The organism is Bordetella sp. MIP270_01_BMS (assembly GCF_054958705.1).
Map to the genome: position 1 here is coordinate 2,409,823 of NZ_CM143297.1, position 18,793 is coordinate 2,428,615.

An 18,793-nucleotide genomic window follows, 5' to 3' on the forward strand; every position below is an offset into this window, starting at 1 on the left:
GGCTCAGACGGACGAGGATTCGGCGTCGTCGGTACCGCGTTGCGGCAGGTGCAGCACCCATCCGACCAGCGGCCAGATGGCAACGGTGAGCAACACGCTCAGCGTCCAGTCCCAGCCGGGCCACCGGCCGGCCAGCCACGCCAGCACGACTTGCTGCACCAGGCGAGCCACGAAGAACACCGGCAGCATGTGCAATGCCTGGCTCCAGAGATCGAAGCGCTGCAGCCGCCGGTGCAGCGCCACGGCGCCATAAGCGACGAGCGTGTAGCCCAGCGCGTGGCCGCCCAGCACGCTGGCGTCGTGCACGTCGAGCAGCAGGCCGAAGCAGAAGGCGGCCACCAGACCCACGCGGCGCGGCTCGTGCACACACCAGAACGCGAGCACCAGCGCCAGGATGTCGGGCGCGCCTTCCCAGGTGCGCCAGGGCAGCAGCGACAACAGCCAGGCCAGCAGCAGCGTGCCCCAGACGAACGCGCCGTGCGCCGGCCGGGACAGGCGCTCGGGACGAACATTGCTGGGCGTGCCCAGGCGGCGCGCCGGCTGCCGTACCGTCTGGTTATCGCGATTCACCGCTGTCGGCCTCTTTAAGTTCATACTGGGCGCGGGCAACGTCGACCTGAAGCACCAGGAAGTGGCGGTAGCGCTCGGGGTGCGCCAGGGGTTCGCAAATCGCGCGCGCGAAGCCCGACGCCGTGTCGCGTTCTACCGCAAGCACCTTTGCCACCGGCAGGCCGGCGGGAAACAGGCCTCCCACGCCGCTGGTGACGATGATATCGCCATCTTTGATGTCGGCATTGGCGGCAAGGTAGCGCACTTCGATGCGGCCTGGCGTGTTTGAGCCAAAGGCGATCAGGCGCAGGCCATTGCGCAGCACCTGTACCGGCACCGAGACGCGCTCGTCGGTAACGAGCGCGGCTTCTGACGCCATGGGGGTCACCCGCACGATCTGCCCGACCACGCCGCCTTCATCGATGACGGGCATGCCCGGCGCCAGGCCGGCCTGGCTGCCTTTGTTGAAGACCAGCCGCTCCTGGAAGCTGTTGGCCGGCTCGTAGAGCACCTCGACCACGACCGCGGCCTGTTCGACCGTGTCGGTGACGCCCAGCAGGCGGCGCAGCTGCGAGTTTTCGGCGGCCAGCTGGGCGGCATGGGTGGCCACCTGGGACACTCGATGCGCTGCCGCTGCAAGGCTTCGTTTTCAGTGCGGATGCGATTCGCCGCGTTGAGCCATTCGTTGACCTGCTGGACCAGGTCGCGCGGCGCCATGACGGCGCGCTGGAAGGGATACAGCCCCATGGCGACCGTGCGTCGCAGGGGTTCGAGCACGTGCAGTTGCGAATCCAGTACGAGCAGCGCCAGCGACAGGGCGACCATGACGGCCAACCGCACCTCTGCGGGCGGCCCGCGCCTGAAAAGAGGTGGAGTCCCTTGTCGTTGCATGAATACCGAACCCGGGCCTCAGCCCGCACCCGCTTTACCGCGCACGCCCGGCAAGGCAGCGCCCGGCGGGACGGACTTAATCGTTGATGAAAATGGCGCCGAGTTTCTCAAGGTGTTCGAGCGCTTCGCCGCAGCCGCGCACCACGCAGGTGAGAGGGTCTTCGGCAACAACCACCGGCAGGCCGGTTTCTTCCTGGAGCAGGCGATCGAGATCGCGCAGCAGCGCGCCGCCACCGGTCAGGGCGATGCCCTTGTCGGTGATGTCTGCGCCGAGTTCGGGGGGCGTCTGTTCCAGGGCAATCTTGACGGCCGACACGATCTGGTTGAGCGGATCGGTGAGCGACTCGAGGATTTCGTTGGAAGACACCGTGAAGCTGCGCGGCACGCCTTCGGCCAGGTTGCGGCCCTTGACTTCGATTTCGCGCACTTCAGACCCCGGGAACGCCGAGCCGATTTCTTTCTTGATGAGTTCGGCCGTGGGTTCGCCGATCAGCATGCCGTAGTTGCGGCGGATGTAATTGACGATGGCCTCGTCGAATTTGTCGCCGCCGACCCTGACCGAGCCCTTGTACACCATGCCGCCCAGCGAGATGACCGCGACTTCGGTCGTGCCGCCGCCGATATCGACCACCATCGAGCCGCTGGCGTCGGAAACCGCCAGGCCGGCGCCGATGGCGGCCGCCATCGGCTCTTCGATGAGATACACGTGCGAGGCGCCGGCGCCCAGTGCCGATTCGCGGATGGCGCGGCGCTCGACCTGCGTGGAGCCGCAGGGAACGCACACGATGATGCGCGGACTGGGCGCAAGCATGTTGCGCGGGTGGACCATGCGGATGAACTGCTTGAGCATCTGCTCGGTGACCGTGAAGTCGGCGATGACGCCGTCTTTCATGGGGCGGATGGCCTCGATGTTGCCGGGCACCCGGCCGAGCATCTGCTTGGCCTCGTGACCGACGGCCTGGATGATCTTCTTGCCGTTGGGCCCGCCTTCATGGCGGATGGCGACTACCGATGGCTCGTCGAGCACGATGCCCTTGCCCCGGACGTAGATCAGCGTATTGGCGGTACCGAGGTCGATCGCCATATCGCTGGAAAAATAACTGCGCAGGAATCCGAACATGGGAGCTCAGCGAGATACAGGAATTAGGGCCGGACTGCTGGCGACGGGCCGCAAGCAAGGCCTGCCGTTCGAGTGCAGCGATTAAACCGTGAATGATAACTTATAATTTCGACGGAAATAGCGCATAAATGCGGGCTATTCATGGTTTGTCACAGGGCCGCGCGGTGTAAACCCAGCCTTGTAACCCTAGCTCGCCCTCCCATCGATTTTTCTCGGTTTTCCCTTGCATGGCGCTCACTGAACAAGATGTGGTCCGCATCGCCCGGCTGGCCAGAATTGAACTGACTTCCGACCAGCGCGTACGCGCCCAGGACGAACTCAACGGCATCCTCCATCTCATCGAACGGCTGCAGGCCGCCGATACCCAAGGCGTCGAGCCGCTGGCCCACCCCCTGTCGGCCCACCAGGACATCGCCCTGCGACTGCGTCCCGATGCCGTCACCGAAACGCCTTCCGAAGAGCGCCGCGCCGAGCTCCTGGCCAACGCGCCCGATTCCAGCGACGGCCTGTTCCTGGTACCCAAGGTCATCGAATAAGCCATGACGACTACCGCCCTGCATACCCAATTCGGGGGCATTGCCGAACTGCGCGCCGCGCTTGCCCAAAAGCAGGTCAGCGCCCGTGAGCTGGCCCAGAGCGCGCTCGAAGCCGCCCAGGCGGCCAGCCACCTGAACGCATTCCTGCATATCGACGACGCCCTGACGCTGGCGCAGGCCGACGCGGCCGACGCCGCCCTGGCGGCCGGCACGGCAGGGCCTCTGGCCGGCGTGCCCATTGCCCATAAAGACGCCTTCGTCACGCGCGGCTGGCACACCACCGCCGGCAGCAAAATGCTGAAGGGCTATGCCAGCCCTTTCGACGCCACCGTGGTGCAGCGCCTGCAGGCTGCCGGCGCCGTGTCGCTGGGCAAGCTCAACTGCGACGAATTCGCCATGGGGTCGGCCAACGAGAACTCGGCTTATGGCCCGGTGCGCAATCCCTGGGATCCGGACGCCGTGCCCGGCGGCTCTTCGGGCGGCTCGGCCGCCGTCGTGGCCGCGCGGCTGGTTGCCGCCGCCACCGGCACCGATACGGGCGGCTCGGTACGCCAGCCGGCCGCCCTGTGCGGCGTCAGCGGCATCAAGCCCACCTACGGCACCGTATCGCGTTTCGGCATGGTGGCCTTCGGCTCCAGCCTCGACCAGGCCGGCCCGCTGGCACCCAGCAGCCGCGACCTGCTCGAACTGCTCGACCCCATGAGCGGCTTCGATCCCAGTGACGCCACCAGCCTGGAAACCTGCGACGGCGCACCCAACGTGCCGGGCCGCATCCGCGCCGCCTACGACGCCGCCCAGGCTGCCTACCGCGCCGCGGGCAGCCAGCCGCTGAAGGGCCTGCGCATCGGCGTACCGGAAGAATATTTCGGCGCCGGCCTGGCGCCCGATGTCGCGGCCGCAGTCGAGGCCGCGCTGGCGCAATTCGAGGCCCTGGGCGCGCAGCGCGTGGCGATCTCGCTGCCGCGCACCGAACTGGCCATTCCTGCTTATTACGTCATCGCCCCGGCCGAGGCGTCCAGCAACCTGGCCCGCTACGATGGCGTGCGCTACGGCCATCGCGCGGCCGAATATGCCGACCTGAACCAGATGATCGCCCGGTCTCGCGCGGAAGGCTTCGGCGACGAGGTCAAGCGCCGCATTCTGATCGGCACCTATGTGCTGTCTCACGGCTATTACGACGCCTACTACCTGCAGGCCCAGCGTGTGCGCCGCCTGATTGCACAGGATTTCCAACACGCCTTCGCCGGCCAGTGCGACGTCATCATGGGGCCGGTGGCGCCCACGGTGGCCAAGAACCTGGGCGACAACCGCGACGATCCCACCGCCGACTGGCTGGCCGACGTCTATACCCTGGGCGTCAGCCTGGCGGGCCTGCCGGCCATGTCCATCCCCTGCGGATTCGGCCAGCCGGCGCGCCCGGTCGGCCTGCAGATCATCGGCAACTACTTCGACGAAGGCCGGCTGTTGGCACTCGCCGACTGTTATCAACAAGTCACGGACTGGCACCGCCGAGTGCCCGGCCAGCAAGGCACCGAGCAATGAACTGGGAAATCGTCATCGGCCTGGAAACGCATACCCAGCTTTCCACCGACGCAAAAATCTTTTCTGGCAGCAGCACGCGATTCGGCGCTGCCCCCAACACGCAGGCCAACGTGGTCGACCTGGCGTTGCCCGGCAGCCTGCCCGTGATGAACCGCGGGGCCGCCGAGCGCGCCATTCGCTTCGGGCTCGCCGTGGGCGGCACCGTGGCGCCCCGCTCGGTGTTCGCGCGCAAGAATTATTTCTACCCCGACCTGCCCAAGGGCTACCAGATCAGCCAGTACGAACTGCCCGTGGTGCTGGGCGGCTCGATCTCTTTCTTCGTGGGCGAAGAAGAGAAAACGGTCAACCTGACGCGCGCTCACCTGGAAGAAGACGCCGGCAAATCGCTGCACGACGACTTCTCGCTGGCCGGCGGCGCTCCCGCCAGCGGCATCGACCTGAATCGCGCCGGCACGCCGCTGCTTGAAATCGTCACCGAACCGGAAATGCGATCGGCCGCCGAGGCTGTCGCCTATGCGCGTGCGCTGCACAGCCTGGTGGTGTGGCTGGGCATTTGCGACGGCAACATGCAGGAAGGCTCGTTCCGCTGCGACGCCAACGTTTCGGTGCGCCCCGTGGGCCAGAAAGAATTCGGCACGCGCACCGAGATCAAGAACGTCAACTCCTTCCGCTTTCTTGAACGCGCCATCCAGTTCGAAGCGCGCCGCCAGATCGAACTGATCGAAGACGGCGGCACGGTCGTGCAGGAAACCCGGCTGTACGACGCCGACCGCGACGAGACCCGCAGCATGCGCAGCAAAGAAGACGCGCATGACTACCGCTACTTTCCCGATCCCGATCTGCCACCGCTGATCATCTCGTCCGAATGGGTCGAGCAGGTACGGGCGCAGATGCCGGAACTGCCCGCGGCATTGCGGGCGCGCTTCGAACGCGACTACGGGCTGTCGGCGTACGACGCCGCACAATTGTCGGCCAGCAGAGACCTGGCCGCGTACTTTGAAGACGTGGCGCGGGCCCTGCCGGCCGGCCAGGCCAAGCAGGCCGCCAACTGGATCATGGGCGAGCTGACCGCGGCGCTGAACCGCGAAGAAAAAGAAGTCGCCGATGCGCCGGTGCAGGCCGCGGGACTGGCGGCACTCATCGGGCGCATCATCGACGGCACGATCTCGACCAAGATCGCGCGCGACGTGTTCGCGGCCATGTGGGCCGGGGAACACGGTGGCCAGCCCGACGCCATCATCGAAGCGCGCGGGCTCAAGCAGATCAGCGACAGCGGCGCCATCGGCGCCATGATCGACGAAGTGCTGGCGGCCAATCCTGCCATCGTGGCCGAATACCGCGCAGGCAAGCAGAAAGCCTTCAACTCGCTGGTTGGCCAGATCATGAAGGCCGCCAAGGGCAAGGCCAATCCCCAGCAAGTGAACGAGCTGCTCAAGCAGAAACTCGACAGCTAGCGCACGGGCCGGCGCGCTGCAAATGGCGCAGCCCTGCTCCGCACTCGCGGGGCGCTGTCTGGCGGGCGCTGAATGCGGGCGCCCGATTGATTGCGCGCCGGCACCCCGCCGCGCCCGGGTTTACCCTGCTTCAGGGCACGCAAATCCGGGGTTTTCCAATGCCGAATTCCCAATACTCGCCGGCGGGCCAAGAATGGGCGCACACTACAGGCCGTGCCCGTAATCAGGGCGCGGCCTGTGACTTGACGCGTACCGAGGAGAGACCAATGACCTTGCGCTTACCGTTTGCCGCCGCGCTGTCGGCGATCATGCTCACGCTGGCTCCCGCCGCCCAGGCGGCCAATTACCCCACACGTCCGATCACGCTGATCGTGCCGTTTGCGGCCGGCGGCCCCACCGACGTGGTGGCGCGCACGCTCGGAGCGGAACTCAGCAAAGAACTGGGCCAGCCCATCGTGGTGGAAAACCGCACCGGCGCGGGCGGCACGCTGGCTGCCACGTATGTCGCCAATGCCGATCCCGATGGCTACACCTACCTCATCCACCACAACGGCATGGCCACGGCGACCGCGCTGTATCCGAACCTGAAGTTCGATCCGCTCAAGAGCTTCGCCTATGTGGGAGAAGTGATCGACGTGCCGATGACGCTCCTGGGCCGCAAGAACCTGCCGCCCAACAACATGGCCGAGTTCATCGAATACGCGCGCGCGAACGCCGACAAGATCAACCTCGCCAACGCGGGCCCGGGTGCGGTGTCACAGCTGTGCGGTTCACTGCTGCAACAGGCGCTGGGCGTGAAGTTCACCACCATTCCCTACCAGGGCACCGGCCCGGCCATGGCGGCGCTGCTGGGCGAACAGGTCGATGTGCTGTGCGACCAGACCACCCAGACCATTCCGCACATCGCGGCAGGCAACGTGAAGTTCTATGGCGTGACGACCTCCGACCGCATCTCGAAGCTGCCGGACGCGCCCACGCTGGATGAACAAGGGCTCAAGGGTTTCGAAGTCAAGGTGTGGCACGGCATCTACGCGCCGGCCGGCACGCCGCCGGAAGCGGTGGCCACATTCAATCGGGCGCTGCAGACCGCGCTCAAGTCACCCGGATTCACCGGCAAGATGGCCGACCTGGGCGCGGAAATCGTCTCGCCGGAACGTCAGACACCCGAGTCGCTGCAGAAATGGGTGAAGTCGGAAATCGACAAATGGACCCCCGTGCTCAAGTCCGAGGGCATGAACGTCAATTGACCTGAAGTATGCCGTACTGGTTGCGATACGCCAGTACGGCGTCGCGGTGGCTGGCGAACTGCGCGTCGTGCTCCAGCAACCCCAGGATATCCGCAAGCGACGCAATGCTGACGACCGGCATGCCGTAGGTCTGCGCCACATCCTGAACCGCCGAATGCGGCGATAGGGCGTCATCGGGCCCGGCCCGTTCCTGCCGGTCGAGCGCAATCAGCACGGCCGCCGGCTCGGCCCCGGCGGCGCGGATGATTTCGACGGATTCCCGCACTGAGGTGCCGGCCGTGATCACGTCGTCGATGATGACGACCTTGCCCTGAAGCGGAGCGCCCACCAGCGTGCCGCCTTCGCCGTGGTCTTTGGCCTCTTTGCGGTTGAAGGCGAAGGGCACGTCGCGCCCTTTCATGCCCGGGTGGCTGGCCAGGGCCACGGCGGTGGCGGTGGCAAGCGGAATGCCCTTATAGGCGGGGCCGAACAACATATCGAACTCGATTCCCGAGTCCAGCAGTGCCTGGGCATAGAACTGCGCCAGCTTCCCGACCGAGGCGCCGCTGTTGAACAGGCCCGCATTGAAGAAATAAGGGCTGATGCGCCCTGACTTGACTTTGAAGCTGCCGAAGCGCAGCACGCCTTCATCGAGGGCGAAACGGACAAAGTCGGTAGAAGTGGCGGTAGCGGCGGCCATGCGGCGGGTATCCGAAAGTACGATGACAGCCGGCATTTTAGCTTCGATGCACGCCGCGCCCGACGCGCCGGGCGGGCAGATGGCGCGCCTGCGCGCCGGAACGCGGCCTGGGCTGAGCGCGGCCAGGCACGCAGCAAGGGCAGCCGGTTGGCCGCCGGGCTCACCTCCCGCGCGGCGCGTCGGTTAAATTCGGCGCTTGGACCGGCGTTGGCCGGCCGCTTTACAGGAGTTCCGTTCGTGCTGCGCATTACCTCGATCAATCTCAATGGCATCCGCTCGGCCTTTCGCAAGGGGCTGCAAACGTGGATGCAGACCCACGGCGCCGACGTGCTGTGCCTGCAGGAAATCAAAGTCTCGCACGACGACCTGACCGACGAGCTGCGCCATCCGCCCGGCTACACGGGCCACTTCTGCCATGCCAGCAAGAAAGGCTACAGCGGCGTCGGCATTTATTTGCGCAATGCCGCCGAGCGTGTGCAGAACGGTCTGAATTGCGAAGAATTCGACGCCGAAGGCCGCATCATCCGCGCGGACTGGAAAGACCTGTCCGTCATCAGCGCCTACCTGCCTTCCGGTTCCAGCGGAGACGAACGCCAGCAGGCGAAATACCGCTTCCTGGACGTGTTCGGCCCCTGGCTCGATGAACTGATGGAGGAACATCGCAAAACCGGCCGTGAATTCGTCATTTGCGGCGACTGGAATATCGCGCACAAGGAAATCGATCTGAAGAACTGGAAGGGCAACCTGAAGAACTCGGGCTTCCTGCCGGAAGAACGCGCCTGGCTGAGCGAAGTGTTCGATCGGCGCGGCTTTGTGGATGTGTTCCGCACGCTGGATGACCGCCCCGACCAGTACACCTGGTGGAGCAATCGCGGGCAGGCCTGGGCCAAGAACGTGGGGTGGCGTATCGACTACCAGATCGCCACCCCGGGCATCGCCGCCCGCGCCCGCCAGACGGCGATTTATAAAGACGAGCGGTTCAGCGACCATGCCCCGTTGACCATCGACTACGACTACACCCTGCAGTCCTGAGCCGGCCGACCGCCCCGTACCCCGTGCAGGGCCCAGGCGGCGCTGCAGGCTGCGTGGGCAGGCTCGCCGCCTCGGCAACTGGCCCGGCGGATAGACGCCGGGGTTCAACGGCCCACAATTATTGGGGACATATAACATAAAACAGGGGACGCATTAATGCGACCCGGCGCTGCAATGACGCTCGTGGCCGCCGCCAGCCGCCAGGCGAAACCTGCCAGAACGCCTTGCCGCCCCCTTACGTTTGACGCATAAAAATTAGGGACGCATTTATTTCTCCAGGAAAAGCCTTCTTTCCAGGCCTCGTGACGAAAATAACCGCGTTTCATCGAACACCTTCTCGTTGATACGTCCCTAAATACAGCTCGCCGCAACACCAATAACCATGCGGGTTTGCGGCGGATGGGCATTTTGCGCGGGCTTGTCGATCCCCGTACAATTCGGCACCGAGCCAGTGCAATCACGCACTGGATTGGCCCCTTAACGCGCACCATGTCCGGGCAGTTCTTGCACCGGTTTGCAGCGTTCCCCAGGAGACCAGAGTGAAACTGCAGAGTCTTGACGACTTTCTGCGCCAGGTCGCTGCGCGCGACCCGCAGCAACCCGAATTCATGCAGGCCGTGCACGAAGTCATGGCCAGCCTGTGGCCCTTTCTCCAGCAACACCCCCATTACGCCGAGGGCGCGCTGCTTGAGCGCCTGGTGGAACCCGAGCGCGTCATCCAGTTCCGTGTCTGCTGGACAGACGACCGCGGCCAGGCCCGCGTGAACCGCGCCTTCCGCGTACAGCACAGCTCGGCCATCGGCCCCTTCAAGGGGGGCATGCGCTTTCATCCGTCGGTGAACCTGTCGGTGCTGAAGTTCCTGGCATTCGAACAGACATTGAAAAACGCCCTGACCACGCTGCCCATGGGCGGCGGCAAGGGCGGCTCCGACTTCGACCCCAAGGGCAAGTCCGATGCGGAAGTCATGCGATTCTGCCAGGCGTTGATGCTGGAACTGCACCGCCACCTGGGTCCGGATACCGACGTGCCGGCCGGCGACATGGGCGTGGGCGCTCGTGAAGTCGGATTCATGGCGGGCATGATGAAGAAGTTGTCCAACTCGGCCGCCAGCGTATTCACCGGCAAGGGCCTGTGCTTTGGCGGCAGCCTGATCCGCCCCGAAGCCACCGGTTACGGCACGGTGTATTTCGCCGAAGAAATGCTCAAGCGCGAAGGCATGTCGTTCGACGGACTGCGCGTGTCGGTGTCGGGCTCGGGCAACGTTGCGCAGTACGCCATCGAAAAAGCCATGCTGCTGGGCGCGCGGGTCGTGACGGTGTCTGACTCCGAGGGCGTGGTCGTCGACGAAGCGGGCTTCACGCACGAGAAACTGGCGGCGCTCATGCACCTGAAGAACAACCAGCGCGGCCGGCTGGCCGAGTATGCCGGGCAATTCAAGCTGCAATATGAAGCCGGCAAGCGGCCCTGGCATGTGCCGGTGGACGTTGCCCTGCCCTGCGCGACGCAGAACGAACTCGAAATCGACGACGCGCGCGCGCTCATCGCCAACGGCGTGAAATGCGTGGCCGAAGGCGCCAACATGCCCTCGACACTGGAAGCCGCCAAGGCCTTCATCGATGCGGGCGTGCTGTACGCGCCGGGCAAAGCCAGCAACGCCGGCGGCGTGGCGGTATCGGGCCTGGAAATGAGCCAGAACGCGATCCGGCTGGGCTGGGGCCGCGACGAGGTCGACCAGCGCCTGCACGCCATCATGCGCGACATCCATGAAAACTGCGTGCGCCATGGCCAGGGCCGCGGCACCGCCGTGAACTACCTCGATGGGGCCAATATCGCCGGATTCGTCAAAGTGGCCGACGCGATGCGGCAGCAGGGCCTGTACTGAAGCCCCACGCGTCACAGGCCGGTGTCCGGGCACGCCCGGACACCCGACACCCGCGCCATGGAGCGGATGGCCCCCCGCGGCCAAGCCCCATCCGGCAGCGGGGCGCAGCTTTACAGACTGAATAATGGATTGACGGCGGCAACGCACGGCCAGCGTCGCCGTCCCCGCGATCGCCTGCCGGCCCGCGCGCAGGCCTCCCGCCAGTGCCAGCATGCATTGAAGGCGCGACCTGCCCCTTCAATGCCAATCGTCGCGGTAGACGAAGCGCGGCATCTGCCAGTTGAACCGCAGAGCCAGCAGGCGAAAGGCAAGGCCAACGAGCAAGGCCACCGGCACGGCCACATTGGCGGACAGATCAATGGCCAGCAACCCCATGTAGAGCCCGCCGGTCACCAGGGACACACTGGCGTACAGCTCTTTGCGGAACAGCAAGGGAACGTCGTTGCACAGCACATCGCGCAGCACGCCGCCCGCACACCCGGTGATCATGCCGCTGATCAGCACGATGCTGACAGGCAATTCCATCTGCTGCGCCACCTTGCAGCCGATGATGGTGAAAGCCACCAGCCCTACCGCATCCAGCCACAGGAACAGCCGGCGCAGCCGCCGCATCAAGGGCGCCGCCAGCGCGGTCAGTATCGCCGCGCCTGCCGTCATGCCCAGGTATTCGGGGTGCGCCACCCAGGTCAGCGGATAATGCCCGAGCAATACATCGCGCAGCGATCCGCCGCCCAGCGCGGTGACGCAGGCAATGATGCAGACTCCCATCCAGTCCATGTCGCGTCGCCCCGCCGCCAGCGCAGCGGTCATGGCCTCGGCGACGATGGCGACGAGGTACAGCGCGTGCAGCAACAGGGTGGACGTTTCGGCATGCATGGCGGACTCGGCGGCGGCGGGCGCCTCAGGTAGAGGGTTCCAGCGCATCGATCGTGCGGCGCTGGCTCCATAGCAGCAACAGCCCCGGCAGCGCGATGGCGACCGTCAGCATGAAAAATCCCGGCCAGCCCAGCCAATGGACCAGTGGCGGCGTCAGCGGGCCCGCGAGGTAGATGCGGCCCACTGCCGACAACGCCGACAGCAGTGCAAATTGCGTAGCCGAGAAACGCTGCTGGCACAGGGCCATCAGCAGCGCCACGAAGGATGCCGTTCCCAACCCGCCGCAGAGGTTCTCGATACCCACCGCAGCGCCCATCAGCCAGAGGCTCTTGGGGCTCACGGCAATCACCCAGTAGCCCAGGTTCGACACGGCCTGCAGCAGTCCGAACGCCATCAGAGATCGGTACAGGCCCCAGCGGGCCATCAAGGTTCCACCTGCCAGCGCGCCGATGATGGTGGCGGTCAGGCCCAGCACCTTGTTGACCGTGCCCACTTCAGTGGGGTCGAAGCCGGCCCCCCGAATCAGGAATGTGGTGGACAGGGCGCCGGCGAACGCGTCGCCGAGCTTGTACAGCACGATCAGCGCCAGAACCGTATAGGCGCCGCGCCGGCTGAAGAATTCGCGTAACGGCTCGACCACTGCCAGGGCAAGGCTGCGCGGCGCCTGCGCCGGCCGCTCGGGCTCAGGCGCCCAGATCGTCGCCAGCGCGCAGGCCAGCATCAGCGCCCCCATGAGCACGTAAGTGGCGCCCCACCCCAGCCACTGGTCGGCAACGATGAGCGCCAGCCCGCCGGACACCACCATGGCAAGGCGGTAGCCCAGCACTTTCACGGCAGCGCCGGCGCCGCGCTCTTCGCGGCGCAGCACATCGGTGCAATAGGCGTCGAAGGCGATGTCCTGCGTTGCCGAGAAGAACGCCACGGCCACGGCCAGCAAGGCCAGCGGCAGCAGCGCCGACGACGGGTTCAGCAGCCCCATCGCCATGATGGAAGCCGCCAGCAGAAGCTGGGTCACCAGCATCCAGCCCCGGCGGCGGCCCAGCAGCGGCGGCACATAGCGGTCGACCAGCGGCGCCCACAGGAACTTCAGCGTGTAGGCCGAGCCCACCAGGGTCAGGAAGCCGATCTCTTCCAGCGACACGCCATCGACCGTGGCCCAGGCCTGCAGCGTGCCTCCCGTCAGCGCGAGCGGCAAGCCGCTGGCAAACCCCAGCACCAGCAACGGTGCGACGCGGCGGTTGAAATACACGTGCGATGCGGCGGAAATAAGGCGTCTCCTGGCGGGCGGCGCGGCAAATGCCGGACACCCGGCATATTAACCAATGGCCACGTGCCCGATCCGCGGCGTGCAATCAGTCGGCTGCGTACCGGTACACCGCCAGGGTGCTGCGCCAGCCCGGTAGCCAGGTGATCTCTCGATCTTCATGGAACGTGGCGCGTTCGAGAATGCGCAACCCCAGCTCGCCGGCCAGGCGCTCGAAGTCGGCCAGCGTGCACAGGTGGATGTTGGGCGTGTTGTACCACTGGTAAGGCATCTGGCCCGTGACGGGCATCCGGCCGCGCAGTATGGACCACCCGTGCGGCCAGTAGCCGAAATTGGGAAACGACACGATGCCATAGCGCGCCACGCGCGCCATCTCGCGCAGGATGTGCTCGGTGCGGTGCATGGACTGCAGGGTCTGCGACAGCACCACGGTATCGAACTGCTTGTTGTCGAACAGGGCCAGCCCGTCTTCCAGGTTCTGCTGAATGACTTCCACGCCGCGGCGTACACAGGCAATGACGTGGTTGTCGTCGATCTCGACCCCGGCGCCGCTGACCTGCCGCTGGTCGCGCAGATAGGCCAGCAGGGCGCCGTCTCCGCAACCCAGGTCTAGCACCCGGCTGCCGGGCTCGATCCAGCTGGCAATGCGGACCAGGTCGGGGCGCATGTCGGCGGTACGGCCGGACGGGACGGAGATGGAGGTCATGCGGGGCATCCTTCGGCGGGGGCCGGCGCGGCGGCCGTGACGTCCAGGTTCAGCTTGCGCGCGATACGCTCGTAGTAGCCCCTCACCACGGCAAGATAACGCGCGTCGTCGAGCAGGAAAGCGTCATGGCCGTGCGGCGCATCGATCTCGGCATAGGTGACGGGGCTTCCGTTCTTGAGCAGCGCGCGCACGATTTCGCGGGAACGCTCGGGCGGGAAGCGCCAATCGGTGGCAAACGACACCAGCAGGAAGTCGGCGCGCGCGGGCTGCAAGGCGCGCGCCAGATCGCCGCCGGTACTCCGGGCCGGATCGAAGTAGTCCAGCGCACGGGTGATCAGCAGATACGTGTTCGCATCGAAGTAGCGCGAGAATTTCTCGCCCTGGTAGCGCAGGTAGGATTCGACTTCGAATTCCACGTCGTAGCCGTACCGGTAGGCACCGCCTTCGGCCGGCTCGCGCTGGGTGCGGCCGAACTTCTCGGCCATGTCGTCGTCCGACAGATAGGTGATGTGCCCGATCATGCGAGCGACCGACAGGCCCCGGCGCGGCACGGTGTTGTGCGCATAGTAGTCACCGCCGTGGAAATCCGGATCGGTGATGATGGCGCGCCGCGCCACTTCATTGAAGCCGATGTTCTGAGCCGAAAGCCGCGGGGTGCTGGCGATGACGATGCAGTGCTCGACACGCTCGGGGCAGGTGATGGCCCAGCTCAGGGCCTGCATGCCTCCGAGCGATCCGCCCATGACCGCGGCAAACTTCTCGATGCCGAAGCGGTCGGCCAGGCGTGCCTGCGCGTGCACCCAGTCTTCGACCGTCAGCACCGGAAAGGCCGCGCCCCACGGGCGGCCCGTGGCAGGATTGATGCTCGCCGGCCCGGTGGATCCGAAGCACGACCCCAGGTTGTTGACGCCGATCACAAAAAAACGGCGAGTGTCCAGCGGTTTGCCGGGGCCCACCATGTTGTCCCACCATCCGATGTCGTTGGGATCGTCGGCGGACATGCCCGCCACGTGGTGGGAGGCGTTCAGGGCGTGACACACCAGCACGGCGTTGGTGCGCTGGGCATTCAGGGTGCCATAGGTTTCGACGGCGAGCTCATACGACTGCAGCGACTGTCCGCTGGCCAATTGCAGCGGCTCGTCGAAACGGATGAGCTGAGGGCTTACGATGCCTACCGAGCCGGTTTCGGCTGGGGCGGGAATTGCGCCGGGGGCTAGCCCCCCGGCCACGGACTGGGCAGGAGTGGTCATACGGACCTCTTTAGCTGGATTTATAGAGGCGCCCGCAAGCGGATCAGGCAAATCGGCGCCGGTTCAATGACCCGAAGTTTAGCACTGCCCGACCACAAGGTTTGTACGGCTCAACCGGCGACCACGGCGCCGGGTTCCTGGCCCAGGTATTCGTAGGCCTCGGTATTGACCCGCGAAATCCGCCATTCCACTGGCTGCCGGTTGTACGAATACGCCACGCGGCGTATTTCGAGCAGCGGCATGTGCTCGGCCACGCCGAGCCATTCGGCATGCGCAGCGTCGGCCACGCAGACCCGCAGCCGCTCGTCGGTGGCGATGACATTCACCCCGAACATATCCTGATAAAGCGCATACAGCGTGCTGGGCCGTTCGCGCAGGTGCTGCTCGGTCAGGCCCGGAAAGCGGGATTCGGGCACACAGATGTCGTCCACCATGACCACGTCGCCATTCAGCGACAGCACGTTGGTGAACTCGAAAACGTAGCTGCCGGTAGGCAGGCCCAGATGCTCGCGGGTGGCGCCCGTGGCGCGAACGCGCCGGAAGCGCAGCAAGCGCGTGGCGGGATAGGACTTGTGGCCGTCCTGCCGCAGGATGCGGAAAAACTTGAAGAAATGGTGATTGCGCGTATGCACGGCCACATAAGTGCCGCGCCCCTGGTGACGCACCAGAATGTTTTCGGCGGCCAGCTCGTCTATGGCCTTGCGCAGCGTGCCTATCGACACTCCGAAGCGTTCGGCCAGGGTTTTCTCTGGAGGCACGGCGTCGCCCTGCTTCCATTCGCCGCGCGCCAGCGCCGCGAGCACCGCCTGCTTGACCTGCGCGTACAGAGGGCTGCCTAGGGGCACAGGGGTCGTCGAAGTGTTTTTCATGGAATTACCGGATTGAAGTGGCCGGATTGTAGCGGCGCGAGCCGACGCAACCCGCATCATACAACTCATCTATATGATTTGGTTGACTTGCGTCTTTACGCCGCCTAAGATGCGAACGAACCGGCCCCGGACCGAGCAACCAGGGCGGCCATCACACCAGAGAGGACAACAATGATTCACGCCGTATTGCACGATGCGAAAGACACGGTGGCGGTCGCCGTCGTGGAAGATCTCAAGGCCGGCACTGAGCTGAATGCCTGGATCATGGATGAAGACAAGATCATCCACTTGAAGGCGCTGCAGGACATTCCCATCGGCCACAAGGTGGCCCTGAAAGACATGGCGGTCGGCGACACGGTGTTCAAGTACGGCACCGACATCGGCAAAGTGGTCGAGCCCATCAAGGCGGGCCAGCATGCCCACGTCCACAACATCAAGACCAAGCGCTGGTAAGCGGCCGCGCTCTATCTACATCGACCATATACATAGGAATCACCATGGCCATCGTCAATGCTTCGACCACTTTCCGGGGCTACCGCCGCGACAACGGACGGGTCGGCGTGCGCAACCACGTCATCGTTCTGCCGGTGGATGACATCTCGAATGCCGCCGCCGAAGCCGTCGCCAACAACATCAAGGGCACCATGGCCCTGCCCCACCCGTATGGACGCCTGCAGTTCGGCGAAGACCTGGAACTGCATTTCCGCACGCTGATCGGCACCGGCAGCAACCCCAACGTGGCGGCCGTGATTGTCATCGGCATCGAGGAAGGCTGGACCAAGCGCGTGGTCGACGGCATTGCCGCCACCGGCAAGCCCGTGGCTGGCTTCAGCATCGAACTGCACGGCGACCTGGACACGATCATGCGGGCCTCGCGCAAGGCTAAGGAATTTGTGCACTACGCCACGTCCCTGCAGCGCACGGAATGCCCGATTTCCGATCTCTGGGTTTCCACCAAATGCGGCGAGTCGGATACGACCTCGGGCTGCGGCGCCAACCCCACCGTGGGCAATGCGTTCGACAAGCTGTATGCGCTGGGCAGCACGCTGGTGTTTGGCGAAACCACCGAACTGACGGGCGGCGAGCATATCGTGGCCGAGCGCTGCGCCAATGACGCGGTGCGCGAGCGCTTCATGTTCATGTTCAACCGCTACCAGGAAGTCATCGACCGCTGGAAAACCAGCGATCTGTCGGAATCGCAGCCGACCAAGGGCAATATTGCCGGCGGGCTCACCACGATCGAAGAAAAAGCGCTGGGCAATATCCAGAAGATCGGCAAGAAGTGCCGCATCGACGGGGTGCTGGACAAGGCCGAGACGCCCACCGGCAAAGGTCTGTGGTTCATGGACTCGTCGTCGGCCGCGGCCGAAATGGTGACGCTGTGCGCCGCGTCGGGTTATGCCGTGCACTTCTTCCCCACCGGCCAGGGCAACGTGATCGGCAACCCGATCCTTCCCGTCATCAAGATCTGCGCCAACCCCCGCACCGTGCGCACCATGAGCGAACACATTGATGTCGATACCTCGGGGCTGCTGCAACGCGAGATCGACCTGGACCAGGCGGGCGACAAGCTGCTGGACTGCATGATGGCCACGGCCAATGGGCGCTGGACCGCCGCCGAGGCCCTGGGCCATCGTGAATTCGTACTCACCCGCCTGTACGAGAGCGCCTGAAGCGAGGCCCATGCCCGTCATGCAATTCGGTCATATCGATCCAGCCCGGCTCATCGCCGGACCTTGAAGCACCCCGCGGCGCGCGCGCACCGGTACACAGATGCCGGGCGCGCCTCCGCCCCATGCCTATCCGGGCACCATCCCCAAGGAGGAAGACATGAAGCGATTTACGCGTATTGCATCGGCGGCCTGTCTGTCGGCCGGCCTGCTGCTGGGCTCGCAGGTTCGCGCCGAAGTGTCGGAGCTGACCGTGGCCCTGCAGCCCGGCATCAGCTATCTGTCGCTGATGATCATGCAGGACGAGAAACTGATCGAGAAACACGCCAAGCAGGCAGGCGTGGACGATCTGACGGTGAAATGGTCGCGCTTTGCCGGCGGCAACGTCATGAACGAGGCCGTGCTGTCGGGCAGCCTGCACTTTGCGTCGGGCGGCGTGGGACCACTGGTCACCATGTGGTCGCGCACGCGCGGCAACTTGAACGTGAAGGCGGTATCGGCCATCAACGCCATGCCGCTCTATCTGAATTCGCGCAACCCCGCAGTCAAGTCCATCAAGGACCTCACCGACAAAGACCGCATCGCCCTGCCTGCCGTGCGGGTTTCCATCCAGGCGGTCACCCTGCAGATGGCCGCGGAACAGGCATTTGGCGAAGGGCAGCAGAATCGCCTGGACAAGCTCACGGTATCGCTGTCGCACCCCGATGGCATGACGGCGCTGCTGTCCGGTTCCAGCGAGATCACCGCGCACTTCACCTCTCCGCCCTTCCAGGATTTCGAGCTGAAGCAGCCAGGCATTCATCGCATCCTGAGTTCGTACGACGTACTGGGCGGCCCGGCCACCTTCAACCTGGTGTGGACCACGGAGAAGTTCCACAAGGAGAATCCGAAGGTCTACGCCGCGTTCATGGCCGCGCTGCAAGAGGCGACCGACAAGATCAACCAGGACAAGACCTGGGCGGCCAAGACGTACCTGCGCCTGGCCAACGACACGCGCACCAAGGAGGAGGACGTGATCGAGATCCTGAACAATCCCGACATCTCGTACACGCTCACCCCGAACAACATCATGAAGTACGTGAACTTCATGCACAAGGTGGGGTCGATCAAAGTCATGCCTGAGTCCTGGAAGGACCTGTTCTTCCCCAATGCCCACTCGCTGCAGGGAAGCTGAAGGCCGCGTCACACCCTGCCCCGGCCCGCGGCCGGGGCGCCATACAGGAGG

General features: G+C 65.2%; 17 protein-coding genes, 1 pseudogene and 1 riboswitch. Of the genes and pseudogenes, 9 read left to right on the forward strand and 9 right to left on the reverse strand.

Going from position 1 to position 18,793, the window contains the following annotated elements; genetic code table 11:
* Positions 1-3 precede the first annotated feature (3 nt).
* The 3 genes and pseudogenes from mreD to ACV17W_RS11250 form a co-directional block, all read right to left on the reverse strand.
* Positions 4-570, reverse strand: a complete 567-nt coding sequence (gene mreD, locus ACV17W_RS11240; RefSeq protein ID WP_462592419.1) for a rod shape-determining protein MreD — start codon at positions 568-570, stop codon at positions 4-6.
* A pseudogene (mreC, locus tag ACV17W_RS11245) lies at positions 557-1,440 on the reverse strand (rod shape-determining protein MreC). Before mreC ends, mreD begins: the two are co-directional and overlap by 14 nt.
* Positions 1,441-1,516: 76 nt before the next feature.
* Entirely contained in the window at positions 1,517-2,560 is a 1,044-nt protein-coding gene (locus tag ACV17W_RS11250; protein ID WP_012247450.1) for a rod shape-determining protein, read from the reverse strand.
* Positions 2,561-2,787: 227 nt separating this feature from the next.
* Between ACV17W_RS11250 and gatC the strand changes: the two genes are divergently transcribed.
* From gatC to ACV17W_RS11270, 4 genes are all read left to right on the forward strand, one after another.
* Complete coding sequence (gene gatC / locus ACV17W_RS11255; protein WP_462592420.1) at positions 2,788-3,096, forward strand: Asp-tRNA(Asn)/Glu-tRNA(Gln) amidotransferase subunit GatC; 309 nt, start codon at positions 2,788-2,790, stop codon at positions 3,094-3,096.
* Positions 3,097-3,099: 3 nt separating this feature from the next.
* A complete protein-coding gene (gene gatA / locus ACV17W_RS11260; RefSeq protein WP_462592421.1) occupies positions 3,100-4,638 on the forward strand; it encodes an Asp-tRNA(Asn)/Glu-tRNA(Gln) amidotransferase subunit GatA in 1,539 nt (512 codons plus the stop codon).
* A complete protein-coding gene (gene gatB / locus ACV17W_RS11265) occupies positions 4,635-6,092 on the forward strand; it encodes an Asp-tRNA(Asn)/Glu-tRNA(Gln) amidotransferase subunit GatB (protein ID WP_462592422.1) in 1,458 nt (485 codons plus the stop codon). The genes gatA and gatB overlap by 4 nt, the downstream gene beginning before the upstream one ends.
* A 266-nt stretch (positions 6,093-6,358) precedes the next feature.
* Positions 6,359-7,339, forward strand: a complete 981-nt coding sequence (locus tag ACV17W_RS11270) for a tripartite tricarboxylate transporter substrate-binding protein (protein WP_462592423.1) — start codon at positions 6,359-6,361, stop codon at positions 7,337-7,339.
* Here ACV17W_RS11270 and pyrE read toward each other — a convergent pair.
* The gene (gene pyrE / locus ACV17W_RS11275; RefSeq protein WP_462592424.1) at positions 7,332-8,018 is read right to left on the reverse strand and encodes an orotate phosphoribosyltransferase; all 687 of its coding nucleotides are present in this window, start codon (positions 8,016-8,018) and stop codon (positions 7,332-7,334) included. The genes ACV17W_RS11270 and pyrE overlap by 8 nt on opposite strands.
* 237 nt (positions 8,019-8,255) lie before the next feature.
* Here pyrE and ACV17W_RS11280 point away from each other — a divergent pair, with 237 nt between their 5' ends.
* Positions 8,256-9,050: an exodeoxyribonuclease III gene (locus ACV17W_RS11280; protein ID WP_462592425.1), complete on the forward strand. Its 795-nt coding sequence runs from the start codon at positions 8,256-8,258 to the stop codon at positions 9,048-9,050.
* 539 nt (positions 9,051-9,589) lie between these two features.
* On the forward strand, positions 9,590-10,933 hold the full coding sequence (gene gdhA, locus ACV17W_RS11285; RefSeq protein ID WP_462592426.1) for an NADP-specific glutamate dehydrogenase: 1,344 nt from the start codon (positions 9,590-9,592) through the stop codon (positions 10,931-10,933).
* Positions 10,934-11,170: 237 nt separating this feature from the next.
* Here gdhA and ACV17W_RS11290 read toward each other — a convergent pair whose 3' ends face one another.
* The 5 genes from ACV17W_RS11290 to ACV17W_RS11310 form a co-directional block, all read right to left on the reverse strand.
* Positions 11,171-11,743 (reverse strand): trimeric intracellular cation channel family protein, encoded by a 573-nt coding sequence (locus ACV17W_RS11290; RefSeq protein WP_462596527.1) that lies wholly within the window; start codon positions 11,741-11,743, stop codon positions 11,171-11,173.
* A 91-nt stretch (positions 11,744-11,834) separates the two neighbouring features.
* Positions 11,835-13,076: a muropeptide transporter gene (locus tag ACV17W_RS11295; protein ID WP_462596528.1), complete on the reverse strand. Its 1,242-nt coding sequence runs from the start codon at positions 13,074-13,076 to the stop codon at positions 11,835-11,837.
* 85 nt (positions 13,077-13,161) lie between these two features.
* Entirely contained in the window at positions 13,162-13,779 is a 618-nt protein-coding gene (gene metW, locus ACV17W_RS11300; RefSeq protein ID WP_462592427.1) for a methionine biosynthesis protein MetW, read from the reverse strand.
* A complete protein-coding gene (metX, locus tag ACV17W_RS11305) occupies positions 13,776-15,029 on the reverse strand; it encodes a homoserine O-succinyltransferase MetX (protein WP_462592428.1) in 1,254 nt (417 codons plus the stop codon). The genes metW and metX overlap by 4 nt, the downstream gene beginning before the upstream one ends.
* A riboswitch (SAM riboswitch) is annotated at positions 15,019-15,098 on the reverse strand. (Overlaps the previous gene by 11 nt.)
* Before the next feature lie 41 nt (positions 15,099-15,139).
* The gene (locus ACV17W_RS11310) at positions 15,140-15,898 is read right to left on the reverse strand and encodes a GntR family transcriptional regulator (RefSeq protein WP_462592429.1); all 759 of its coding nucleotides are present in this window, start codon (positions 15,896-15,898) and stop codon (positions 15,140-15,142) included.
* Positions 15,899-16,069: 171 nt separating this feature from the next.
* Here ACV17W_RS11310 and ACV17W_RS11315 point away from each other — a divergent pair, with 171 nt between their 5' ends.
* The 3 genes from ACV17W_RS11315 (at position 16,070) to ACV17W_RS11325 (ending at position 18,742) form a co-directional block, all read left to right on the forward strand.
* On the forward strand, positions 16,070-16,351 hold the full coding sequence (locus ACV17W_RS11315; RefSeq protein ID WP_462592430.1) for a UxaA family hydrolase: 282 nt from the start codon (positions 16,070-16,072) through the stop codon (positions 16,349-16,351).
* A 44-nt stretch (positions 16,352-16,395) separates the two neighbouring features.
* The gene (locus ACV17W_RS11320) at positions 16,396-17,571 is read left to right on the forward strand and encodes a UxaA family hydrolase (protein WP_462592431.1); all 1,176 of its coding nucleotides are present in this window, start codon (positions 16,396-16,398) and stop codon (positions 17,569-17,571) included.
* A 157-nt stretch (positions 17,572-17,728) separates the two neighbouring features.
* Positions 17,729-18,742: an ABC transporter substrate-binding protein gene (locus ACV17W_RS11325; protein ID WP_462592432.1), complete on the forward strand. Its 1,014-nt coding sequence runs from the start codon at positions 17,729-17,731 to the stop codon at positions 18,740-18,742.
* Positions 18,743-18,793 lie beyond the last annotated feature (51 nt).